General features: G+C 51.1%; 4 protein-coding genes and 1 pseudogene. 2 read left to right on the forward strand and 3 right to left on the reverse strand.

The annotated features are described in order from the left end of the window. The 3 genes from IBX50_RS15665 to IBX50_RS15675 form a co-directional block, all read right to left on the reverse strand. On the reverse strand, window positions 1-1,274 hold a 1,274-nt coding region (locus tag IBX50_RS15665; protein ID WP_292257232.1), incomplete at its 3' end, for a class I SAM-dependent DNA methyltransferase. A gap of 49 nt (window positions 1,275-1,323) precedes the next feature. After that, entirely contained in the window at window positions 1,324-4,836 is a 3,513-nt protein-coding gene (locus IBX50_RS15670) for a DEAD/DEAH box helicase family protein (protein ID WP_292257233.1), read from the reverse strand. Between the two features lie 115 nt (window positions 4,837-4,951). Continuing rightward, a complete protein-coding gene (locus IBX50_RS15675) occupies window positions 4,952-5,185 on the reverse strand; it encodes a hypothetical protein (RefSeq protein WP_292257234.1) in 234 nt (77 codons plus the stop codon). Window positions 5,186-5,453: 268 nt separating this feature from the next. Here IBX50_RS15675 and IBX50_RS15680 point away from each other — a divergent pair, with 268 nt between their 5' ends. Both IBX50_RS15680 and IBX50_RS15685 read left to right on the forward strand, forming a co-directional pair. Further along, the gene (locus IBX50_RS15680; protein WP_292257235.1) at window positions 5,454-5,999 is read left to right on the forward strand and encodes a PDZ domain-containing protein; all 546 of its coding nucleotides are present in this window, start codon (window positions 5,454-5,456) and stop codon (window positions 5,997-5,999) included. 395 nt (window positions 6,000-6,394) lie between these two features. Further along, window positions 6,395-6,591 (forward strand): annotated as a pseudogene (locus IBX50_RS15685) (IS110 family transposase); the annotation flags it as partial.

Here is a 6,591-nt window from a genome sequence, read left to right on the forward strand (position 1 = left end):
GTGCGCTTGTCGTCTAACGAGTAGCCGTCGGCTGCCAGATCGTAAAACCAGACCTGATCAGTACGGCCACCTTTGGTAAAAAAGAGGATGGCGGTACTGACGCCAGCATAGGGTTTAAATACACCGGACGGCAGGCTGAGAATGCCTTCAAGCTGGTTGTTGTCGAGTAATTCAGCGCGTAATTGCTGGTGTGCGTTGCTGGAGCCGAACAGTACGCCGTCGGGTACGATGACAGCGGCGCGACCACCGAGTTTGAGCATGCGTAAAATCAGGGCAATAAACAGCAGTTCGGTCTTTTTGGTTTTGACTTTTTTGAGGATATCCGGCGATACGTCCCCTTCGTCCAGGCTGCCTTTAAATGGCGGGTTGGCCAGTATCAGGTCGAAACCTTGTTCCGCTTCTTGCGGAAAGCGTTCTTTAAAACGCTGGCTGAGGGTGTCCTGATAGTGAATATCCGGCTCGCTCACACCGTGCATGATCAGGTTCATGGCAGCGATGCGCAGCATGGTGGCATCAAAGTCGAAGCCGTGGAACATGTCAGTGTCGATGTGTTGGCGGTGTTCACCCAGCAGGTCACCCGTGTAGAGCACCTGCTCCACAGGCTCGCCTTTTTCATCAATCACTGTATTACGGATGGTGCCGTCTTCGGAGGAGTATTTCTCCAGCATGAACTCATAGGTGGTGCTTAAAAAACCGGCGGTGCCGCAAGCCGGATCACAGATGCGGTCGGTGGCTTGCGGGTTCATCATATCGATCATGGCGCGAATGATATGGCGCGGGGTACGGAACTGGCCGTTAATACCGGCGGTGGTCAGTTTACTGAGCAGGTATTCGTAGAGGTCGCCCTTGGTGTCGCTTTGATCCAGTGGCAGGTCGTTGACCATTTCTACGGCCTTCACCAGCAGCGAGGGCTTTTGTACCATCAGCTGGGCATCTTTCATAAATTCAGCAAACAGGCTGCCTTTCACACTGGTAGCGCTGTTTTTGAAATAGGGAAACAGGTCGTCTTTGATGGTGCGCATCAGCGCATCAGCGCTTTCGATGTGGATCAGGTTGCTCCAACGCAGGTGCTGTTGGTTGTTGTTAAAACGGCGTTTGAAGGCTTTGCCAGTACGCGCAGCACGCTTTTCATCGCTGGTTTCGTTCATGTCGAGCAGGCGTGCGTACATGAGGAAGGTGATCTGTTCGATCACGGTGAGTGGGTTGGCGATGCCGCCAATCCAGAATTCTTCCCAGAGTTTGTCGATCTTGCTTTTCAGTGGTCCAGTTATCATGGTGTGTTCGTGTGCTCTTGAATGGGTGTATCCGTTTTGGGTTAGCTGCTCAGCCTTTGACTTCAGCCGATGCTGTGCGCTGGCCGGATTGTACCGCAAAACCTGCGACAAACCGGGCGATGAGTGTGGCCTGTTCGTCTTTAAACAGGCCGTCGATGCCATCCTGGTGTAACTTGCTGAAGGGTGCCTCGTACAGCCGCTCGACGGTCATGCTACCACTGCGACAGATTTCGCTTTTCAGCAGGCTGATAAAGCGCTGTTGCAAGCTGTCCAGATGGATATGGTGTTCTTGCAGAAAGGTGCTGAATTTAGCCTCGATGGCATCACGGTCTAGGCCGATGAGGGCACGCAGTAGCTGGTCGATACCGGCGGCGGAATCTGGAAAGAACTCTTTTAGCAGGGTTAAATCCACGCGGCTGTTGCTGGTGTGCACCATAGCGTTAAGCTCATTGAGTTCCTGCTCGGTAATTGCCTCACCTGCCCGTATCTTTTGCAAAGTCGGGTTGGTTGCAAACAGGGGCGTGAGTGTTGCCTCAACTTCTCGACGGTAAATTTCGTAGTCGACGGTGCGTATATTGGTTTTGACTTCTTCGGATTTAAATAAATCGGAATCTTCCTTGATGTCGATAATCGGTGTCACGTCCGCGGGCGGCGGGTTAACACTTTTGTCGCGCAGATGAATCACGCTGCGAAGATCCTGGCGAACCTCCTCCAAGGCTTGAATGCAGCCCTGCTGAGTGCCCCCAGGTTGCCAGAAATCGTACTCTTGCAGCCGAGCCACGGTATCCGCTTTATTACGCACCTGATTAAGGTGCATCGACAAGCTGCCCACTTTTTGCTGAATCGGTTGGCGGCTGTCTTCAATCAGTTTTGTTTGGGGTTTGGTACGGTTCAAGAGTTGGGCGTACTGGGCATTTACGATGTCCAGGTCAAAACGCAGGGCTTCGCCTTCGCCGCGAATATTGCGCCATTGCATCAAAGGTGCCATCTGCTCAAGCAGAGCGGTTTTGGTGGCTGGAGAAAATTGCAGCAGCAGTTCGTGGTTGGCGAGTTGTTCTTTAATGCGCCAGTTATCACGAATGGCAATGGTGTTGTCATTCAGGCTGTCGATGTCTTGTTTGATCAAGCCGATCATGAGCTCGAAGTCTTTTATCGCACCTTGCTTGAGCGCTTCTTCAGCAAAACGCAGGCGGGCTTCAAACAGTTGCTGTGCCAAGGATTTGGACGGACGCGGCTCTTCTTCCTCGTGGTCGAGGTTGAAGTAGTCGAAGTTGCCCCAGTGATCGAAGATCAGGAACCTGTCTTTATCCCGCGTGCTACGGTCAGGATTAAGGCCAAACAAGCCTTGGCACAAACGTGTGCCTCGCCCGACCATTTGCCAGAATTTGACCTTGGATTTCACTGGCTTGGCAAACACCAGGTTCAGCACTTCCGGTACATCAATGCCGGTATCCAGCATGTCCACCGAAATCGCAATGGTGATCTGGCTGGGGCTGCCGTCGTTGAGCTTGAAGTCGTCAATCAGCTCTTCGGCACGGTCGTATTTGCTGTGAATCACGCGACAGAAGTTACCCGCAGAGTCTTTGGCATAGTCGGGATACATCTCGTTAAACAGCTCGTATAGCAACTCAGCGTGTTTGATATTGCGGGCAAAAATCATGGATTTACCCAGGGTCTGACCATCAGCCAGACGCAGACCCTTTTCCATCAGGTTGCGCAGAATGGCGCGGTTGGTGTCTTTGTTGTAGATGGCTTTATCAATCAGCTTGCTGTCGAAATCGAGGGTGTTAGGATCGATACCCTGATCTTCCATCTGGGCGATTTGCTCGTCCGAGAGCTTGTCGGCTCTAATGCCTTCGCGCAAAAACTGAGTGGTGTGCGCCACAACTTTAAAGGGCACCAGGTTGCGGTCTTCGATGGCTTTTTCCAACGGGTAGTTGGCTGTTGGCTGCTTGTAGTCACAACCGAACAACTGGCTGGTGGAGCGGCTGATCATTTCCACCGGGGTGGCAGTCAGACCCAACTGTAAAGCATCGAAGTATTTGAACAGATCCCTATAGACGTTGTAGATGGAGCGGTGGGATTCGTCAGCAATGATCAGGTCGAAATAACCCACATCGAAGTTCTCCATGATGTTCATCATGCCGGGGTAGGTCGAGATATAGATCCGCGCATTGGTTGTGTCGGACTTTTTGCTTTTGCCTACCACATAAACAGGTTCCGACAAAAAGTCACCGTAGGCTTTACCAGCCTGCTTGCGCAGCTCGGTGCGGTCACACAGGAACAGCACGCGCTTAGCCCAGCCAGCTTCAATCATGCGTTTACTGAGCGCAATGGATACTCGGGTTTTACCTGTACCTGTCGCCTGAACCACCAGCGCTTTACGATGATTCGCGTTGTAGCGCTCACAGACACGGGTAATGGCTTCGATCTGGTAGTCACGCCCTGCAATGCCGGTATCAATCGGGGTTCTGAGAAGGTTTTTGCGTTCGCTGCGCTGGCGAATCAGGTATTCGAGGCTTTGTTTCGCATAATAGCCATACAGCTTGCGTGGCGCTTCGCCCTGGGCATCGTTCCAGAGGGTAATGTCTCGCCCATTGGTGTAGAAGATCACCGGACGCTGGCCGTATTCTTTCGCCAGCGCATCAGCGTAGAGTTTAGCTTGCTGCTGACCTTTATGACTGCTTTCACGGGCTCGCTTGGCTTCGACCACCGCCAGTGGTTTGCCGTTATCGCCCCATAAAACATAGTCGCAATAGCCAATACCAGTGGGTGTTGGCTGGCCGCCTACCTTAACTTCACGGCTGACCTGTTCGGTATTGCCGTTGTTGAGCAGATCGACATCCCATCCAGCAGAGTAGAGATCTTTATCGATCATACGACGGCGAGTTTCTTCCTCATTGTAATCGAGGACGTTACCAGCGGCCTGATTACGCTGCTTCAGCTGTGCCTGCGCATCGGCCTGCTGTTGCTCAGCAAGCGCCTTATCTTTGGCTTGTAATTCTTGCTGTAAGCGGGCGTTTTCATCTTGCGCCCTAAGCTCGGCCTGTTTGATCGCTTCCAGCTCTGCAAGCGCCTGCTCCAATCGTGCCTTGTGCTTCGCTAACTCGGTGCTGGAGGGCTGTTTGATTTGCTCGGGCGCTTTGAACGGGCGCAGGTCAGCTTTTGTGCCTTCACCGGCAGTGATCAGCAGCCAACTGCCCAGAATATGGGCTTCTTTCAGCAGCCACAGCGGATCGCTATTGCTGAATGCACCTTCATGGGCAGCACGATTACCGACTTTACGGATAGCATGAAGCTTGTCGACAATGCCCTGATCAACCACGCTGGTAAAGCTGTGATTGTTGAGCCGGTCGATGAAACTCTCATTGGGGTAAGTCGGAATTTTATAGCGCGCGAACACCACACCGACCAGCTTTTCAGCAAAACAACGCAGTTTGATGAGCGCACTTTGCGGATCACTGTATGCATAGGCTTCGGCGTGAGCGCCTAGATTTGCAAGGTCTTCCCAGTGAGGGCGCAGAATTTCGAAGTTGATTGATTCCTGAAGTATCTGAGTCATTTTTATTGGTTCGTCCTTGGTTGTGTCAGTCTGGATTGATCAGGGCAGTTGATCCCACCAGTGACATCTGATTAAAAGCATCAAAACGGAAGCAGATCATCTAATGTGTGCAGCATCAACATGCATTATTACGTGTTCCACGTCTTACAATTTCTAGCGCTGACTCCAAAATCTCATCTCGCCACACTGTTGGCTCCAGCTTGCCTTTAAGATCCCGCTGCAAGGAGCGTAAGTCAATCACATAACCCCGCTCTGCTAACTTTTCCTGGAGTGTTGTTGTTGCAATCTTCCCCGGATCACGTGGAATCAGCTGAAGTAATGTGAGGTTTCTGAGAAGTGGATCAGCCATCGAAACTCCTGTTTTAGAACCGATGCTAGTTTTTTATTTAGCTTACCGGAATCAGACGACATCATTTGTCGCTTAGGTGGTTTAAGGTGAAACCTCAACGCAGAGCAGGGAAGTTTTTTTCATATATTAACAAGCGAGTTCTGCGTTTGACCACTGATTCAATGCAGCACAGCAACACAGTGAATCAGACCATCAGGCTCAGAAAAGCACCAGGCCAGTGGAGCATCAAAGCCAGCTTGGCAAAAAGTATCACTACAAGGAGAAAGACATGGCAGCATTACAAGTGGAACACGTTGAAAGCGGATCACCAGCAGAGCAGGCTGGCATCCAATTGGGCGACATCATTATTTCTGTGAATGATCAGCATCCGGAAACGGTTGATGAGCTGATTGCTATCGGAAAATCAAAAAAAGTATTTAATCTGGTGATTTTTGCTGACGGCAAGGAGAAGACGGTCACTGTTGAAGGAGAGAGGCTTGGGTGCAAGCTTGCACGAACAGCCGCACCGGTAGGCTCTTCCGCTGGCTCAGGTTCGAGTGCCAATAGGTCATCAGGGGTTCAATTTGAAAGCCAGTACAAGGTTAACCAAGCACTGACAACTTTAACCTCGATTATTGGGTGGCTGGTTTTTGGGGGTGGGCTTGCAGCCTCAGTCATCCTGCTTCTGGACAACCAGTTTGGCATGGGCCTAAGTGCTGGGATCATTGCTGTTTTAGGTCTTGCCCTTATCCAGATATCCCAAATCTCCCGAGCAATAACCGACACAGCGGACTACACACGGGAAATGTATTTGTTGCAAAAGAACAAAAGCTAGCACCCCTGCCTGCGATCAAAATGAATTGGTCGCAGGTCTCATCTCAGTCTTCCAGTGGCTCAATTCGACTAAACTGATACCGCCCACTCATTTCACGTACCAACTCAAAAGCTTCCAGGGCAAAGATGGGAGCCACTTCTTCAAGGTTGTCGAAGTTGATCCTTTCAAAGGCCTTTGACGTAGTTCCAAAACACCGAGTATCAACCAGGCACTATCGGATGAATATCTGAAGAAAGCCGGGTTGGTATCACTGCGCGATGGATGGATCAAGCTTCACTACTGAGTGAAACGCCCTGTGCGGAGCCAATGGGATGGACTCCTCCTCACCTAACCGGCATCGATGTGCCAAAATGGTGAGTAGACCACAAACCATCTAACGATGAGGAGAAGTCCAGATGACCATTATCCGTGTCGGTGTTGATATTGCAAAGTCTGTCTTTCATGTTCATGGCGCAGATCGTCAGGGTAAAACCTGCTGGCAAGGAAAATATTCACGCAGCAAATGGCTGGATGCGATTAGTAAAAAAGTACCTGACGGCGCTGAAATTGGCATGGAGGCCTGTGCTTCTTCTCATCACTGGGCGCGTGAGCT

The sequence above is a fragment of the Marinospirillum sp. genome (assembly GCF_014859565.1).

Excerpts from the sequence above, each read along its gene's own strand:
- IBX50_RS15670 (WP_292257233.1), bottom strand. The coding sequence starts at position 4,836 with ATGACTCAGATACTTCAGGAATCAATCAACTTCGAAATTCTGCGCCCT.
- IBX50_RS15675 (WP_292257234.1), bottom strand. The coding sequence starts at position 5,185 with ATGGCTGATCCACTTCTCAGAAACCTCACATTACTTCAGCTGATTCCA.
- IBX50_RS15680 (WP_292257235.1), top strand. The coding sequence starts at position 5,454 with ATGGCAGCATTACAAGTGGAACACGTTGAAAGCGGATCACCAGCAGAG.